Here is a 5195-nt window from a genome sequence, read left to right on the forward strand (position 1 = left end):
ATGTATCTGATATACTAATGGAGTTGTCTCGCAAGGGGCGGCAGTCATGAAAAAGTTTCTGAAAAAAGTTGAACAAAAGTATTGACAAGAAGAAGCAAACATGATAAACTAAGATAGTTGTCGCGAGAGAGCGACGCACAAGACCTTTGAAAATTAAAGAAGACGAACCAAACGTGCAGGGTGAAGTTATGTACAAAATAACTTCGTCAATAAACAAAAAAACAATAAATCTGTCAGCGACAGATAATGAGTGAGAACTCAAACTTTAAATGAGAGTTTGATCCTGGCTCAGGACGAACGCTGGCGGCGTGCCTAATACATGCAAGTAGAACGCTGAAGCTTGGTGCTTGCACCGAGCGGATGAGTTGCGAACGGGTGAGTAACGCGTAGGTAACCTGCCTGGTAGCGGGGGATAACTATTGGAAACGATAGCTAATACCGCATAACAACGATTGACACATGTTAGTCGTTTGAAAGGAGCAATTGCTTCACTACCAGATGGACCTGCGTTGTATTAGCTAGTTGGTAGGGTAACGGCCTACCAAGGCGACGATACATAGCCGACCTGAGAGGGTGATCGGCCACACTGGGACTGAGACACGGCCCAGACTCCTACGGGAGGCAGCAGTAGGGAATCTTCGGCAATGGGGGCAACCCTGACCGAGCAACGCCGCGTGAGTGAAGAAGGTTTTCGGATCGTAAAGCTCTGTTGTAAGAGAAGAACGTTGAGTAGAGTGGAAAGTTACTCAAGTGACGGTATCTTACCAGAAAGGGACGGCTAACTACGTGCCAGCAGCCGCGGTAATACGTAGGTCCCAAGCGTTGTCCGGATTTATTGGGCGTAAAGCGAGCGCAGGCGGTTCTATAAGTCTGAAGTAAAAGGCTGTGGCTCAACCATAGTATGCTTTGGAAACTGTAGAACTTGAGTGCAGAAGGGGAGAGTGGAATTCCATGTGTAGCGGTGAAATGCGTAGATATATGGAGGAACACCGGTGGCGAAAGCGGCTCTCTGGTCTGTAACTGACGCTGAGGCTCGAAAGCGTGGGGAGCGAACAGGATTAGATACCCTGGTAGTCCACGCCGTAAACGATGAGTGCTAGGTGTTGGGTCCTTTCCGGGACTCAGTGCCGCAGCTAACGCATTAAGCACTCCGCCTGGGGAGTACGACCGCAAGGTTGAAACTCAAAGGAATTGACGGGGGCCCGCACAAGCGGTGGAGCATGTGGTTTAATTCGAAGCAACGCGAAGAACCTTACCAGGTCTTGACATCCCTCTGACCGTCCTAGAGATAGGATTTTCCTTCGGGACAGAGGTGACAGGTGGTGCATGGTTGTCGTCAGCTCGTGTCGTGAGATGTTGGGTTAAGTCCCGCAACGAGCGCAACCCCTATTGTTAGTTGCCATCATTCAGTTGGGCACTCTAGCGAGACTGCCGGTAATAAACCGGAGGAAGGTGGGGATGACGTCAAATCATCATGCCCCTTATGACCTGGGCTACACACGTGCTACAATGGCTGGTACAACGAGTCGCAAGTCGGTGACGGCAAGCTAATCTCTTAAAGCCAGTCTCAGTTCGGATTGTAGGCTGCAACTCGCCTACATGAAGTCGGAATCGCTAGTAATCGCGGATCAGCACGCCGCGGTGAATACGTTCCCGGGCCTTGTACACACCGCCCGTCACACCACGAGAGTTTGTAACACCCGAAGTCGGTGAGGTAACCTTTTAGGAGCCAGCCGCCTAAGGTGGGATAGATGATTGGGGTGAAGTCGTAACAAGGTAGCCGTATCGGAAGGTGCGGCTGGATCACCTCCTTTCTAAGGATAAGGAACCTGTACGTTAGTCTTCTTTAATTTTGAGAGGTCTTGTGGGGCCTTAGCTCAGCTGGGAGAGCGCCTGCTTTGCACGCAGGAGGTCAGCGGTTCGATCCCGCTAGGCTCCATTGAATCGAAAGATTCAAATTTGTCCATTGAAAATTGAATATCTATATCAAATTCCACGATTCAAGAAATTGAATTGTAGAAAGTAACAAGAAAATAAACCGAAAACGCTGTAAATATTTAATGAGTTTTCTAGTTTTAAAAAACTAGGTTAATAAGGTTAAGTTAATAAGGGCGCACGGTGGATGCCTTGGCACTAGAAGCCGATGAAGGACGTGACTAACAACGAAATGCTTTGGGGAGCTGTAAGTAAGCATTGATCCAGAGATGTCCGAATGGGGGAACCCGACAGGTAATGCCTGTCATCACTAATTGTTAAGATTAGTTGAAGGAAGACGCAGTGAACTGAAACATCTAAGTAGCTGCAGGAAGAGAAAGCAAAAGCGATTGCCTTAGTAGCGGCGAGCGAAACGGCAGGAGGGCAAACCGAGGAGTTTACTCCTCGGGGTTGTAGGACTGCAATGTGGACTTAAAGATTATAGAAGAATCACCTGGGAAGGTGAGCCAAAGAGAGTAACAGCCTCGTATTCGAAATAGTCTTTATACCTAGCAGTATCCTGAGTACGGCGAGACACGCGAAATCTCGTCGGAATCTGGGAGGACCATCTCCCAACCCTAAATACTCTCTAGTGACCGATAGTGAACCAGTACCGTGAGGGAAAGGTGAAAAGTACCCCGGAAGGGGAGTGAAATAGAACCTGAAACCGTGTGCCTACAACAAGTTCGAGCCCGTTAATGGGTGAGAGCGTGCCTTTTGTAGAATGAACCGGCGAGTTACGTTATGATGCGAGGTTAAGTTGAAGAGACGGAGCCGTAGGGAAACCGAGTCTGAATAGGGCGCCATAGTATCATGATGTAGACCCGAAACCATGTGACCTACCCATGAGCAGGTTGAAGGTGCGGTAAGACGCACTGGAGGACCGAACCAGGGCACGTTGAAAAGTGCTTGGATGACTTGTGGGTAGCGGAGAAATTCCAAACGAACTTGGAGATAGCTGGTTCTCTCCGAAATAGCTTTAGGGCTAGCGTCGATGTTAAGTCTCTTGGAGGTAGAGCACTGTTTGGGTGAGGGGTCCATCTCGGATTACCAATCTCAGATAAACTCCGAATGCCAACGAGATGTAATCGGCAGTCAGACTGCGAGTGCTAAGATCCGTAGTCGAAAGGGAAACAGCCCAGACCACCAGCTAAGGTCCCAAAATATATGTTAAGTGGAAAAGGATGTGGGGTTGCACAGACAACTAGGATGTTAGCTTAGAAGCAGCTATTCATTCAAAGAGTGCGTAATAGCTCACTAGTCGAGTGACCCTGCGCCGAAAATGTACCGGGGCTAAAACATATTACCGAAGCTGTGGATGACCATTTAGGTCATGGTAGGAGAGCGTTCTATGTGTGATGAAGGTATACCGTGAGGAGTGCTGGAACGCATAGAAGTGAGAATGCCGGTATGAGTAGCGAAAGATGGGTGAGAATCCCATCCACCGTAAGACTAAGGTTTCCAGGGGAAGGCTCGTCCGCCCTGGGTTAGTCGGGACCTAAGGAGAGACCGAAAGGTGTATCCGATGGACAACAGGTTGATATTCCTGTACTAGTGTATATAGTGATGGAGGGACGCAGTAGGCTAACTCAACCCAGCGAATGGAAGTGCTGGGCTAATCAGTGAGGTGTGATATGAGTCAAATGCTTATATCTGTAACATTGAGCTGTGATGGGGAGCGAAGATTAGTAGCGAAGTGAGTGACGTCACACTGCCAAGAAAAGCTTCTAGCGTTAATTATACACTACCCGTACCGCAAACCGACACAGGTAGTCGAGGCGAGTAGCCTCAGGTGAGCGAGAGAACTCTCGTTAAGGAACTCGGCAAAATAGCCCCGTAACTTCGGGAGAAGGGGCGCTGGCTTTACGTCAGCCGCAGTGAATAGGCCCAAGCAACTGTTTATCAAAAACACAGCTCTCTGCTAAATCGTAAGATGATGTATAGGGGGTGACGCCTGCCCGGTGCTGGAAGGTTAAGAGGAGGGTTTAGCGCAAGCGAAGATCTGAATTGAAGCCCCAGTAAACGGCGGCCGTAACTATAACGGTCCTAAGGTAGCGAAATTCCTTGTCGGGTAAGTTCCGACCCGCACGAAAGGCGTAATGATTTGGGCACTGTCTCAACGAGAGACTCGGTGAAATTTTAGTACCTGTGAAGATGCAGGTTACCCGCGACAGGACGGAAAGACCCCATGGAGCTTTACTGCAGTTTGATATTGAGTATCTGTACCACATGTACAGGATAGGTAGGAGCCTATGAAGTCGGGACGCCAGTTTCGACAGAGGCGCTGTTGGGATACTACCCTTGTGTTATGGCTACTCTAACCCGGATAGGTGATCCCTATCGGAGACAGTGTCTGACGGGCAGTTTGACTGGGGCGGTCGCCTCCTAAAAGGTAACGGAGGCGCCCAAAGGTTCCCTCAGAATGGTTGGAAATCATTCGCAGAGTGTAAAGGTATAAGGGAGCTTGACTGCGAGAGCTACAACTCGAGCAGGGACGAAAGTCGGGCTTAGTGATCCGGTGGTTCCGTATGGAAGGGCCATCGCTCAACGGATAAAAGCTACCCTGGGGATAACAGGCTTATCTCCCCCAAGAGTTCACATCGACGGGGAGGTTTGGCACCTCGATGTCGGCTCGTCGCATCCTGGGGCTGTAGTCGGTCCCAAGGGTTGGGCTGTTCGCCCATTAAAGCGGCACGCGAGCTGGGTTCAGAACGTCGTGAGACAGTTCGGTCCCTATCCGTCGCGGGCGTAGGAAATTTGAGAGGATCTGCTCCTAGTACGAGAGGACCAGAGTGGACTTACCGCTGGTGTACCAGTTGTCTTGCCAAAGGCATCGCTGGGTAGCTATGTAGGGAAGGGATAAACGCTGAAAGCATCTAAGTGTGAAACCCACCTCAAGATGAGATTTCCCATGATTTTATATCAGTAAGAGCCCTGAGAGATGATCAGGTAGATAGGTTAGAAGTGGAAGTGCTGTGAGGCATGTAGCGGACTAATACTAATCGCTCGAGGACTTATCCAAAGTAACTGAAGTCAATATTGACAGCACCAAGGTTTCTTGATAGAATATAGGTATTCAATTTTCAGTGGACAAACGACAAGAAGTTAAGTGACGATAGCCTAGGAGATACACCTGTTCCCATGCCGAACACAGCAGTTAAGCCCTAGAACGCCTGAAGTAGTTGGGGGTTGCCCCCTGTGAGATACGGTAGTCGCTTAGC

1 tRNA gene and 3 rRNA genes are annotated in these 5195 nt (G+C 49.4%); all 4 read left to right on the top strand.

Annotation, left to right across the window (positions count from 1 at the left end):
- The first annotated feature begins 265 nt into the window (after positions 1-265).
- Positions 266-1814: ribosomal RNA gene (locus ACHUFA_RS10770) — 16S ribosomal RNA — on the top strand.
- A 52-nt stretch (positions 1815-1866) separates the two neighbouring features.
- Positions 1867-1939, top strand: a tRNA-Ala gene (locus ACHUFA_RS10775).
- 156 nt (positions 1940-2095) lie between these two features.
- Positions 2096-4996 (top strand): 23S ribosomal RNA (locus ACHUFA_RS10780).
- An 83-nt stretch (positions 4997-5079) separates the two neighbouring features.
- A 5S ribosomal RNA gene (gene rrf, locus ACHUFA_RS10785) occupies positions 5080-5195 on the top strand.
- The 16S, 23S and 5S rRNA genes sit together here with 1 tRNA gene alongside, the layout of an rRNA operon.

This window comes from Streptococcus hepaticus, assembly GCF_043656315.1.
Lineage (GTDB): Bacteria > Bacillota > Bacilli > Lactobacillales > Streptococcaceae > Streptococcus > Streptococcus hepaticus.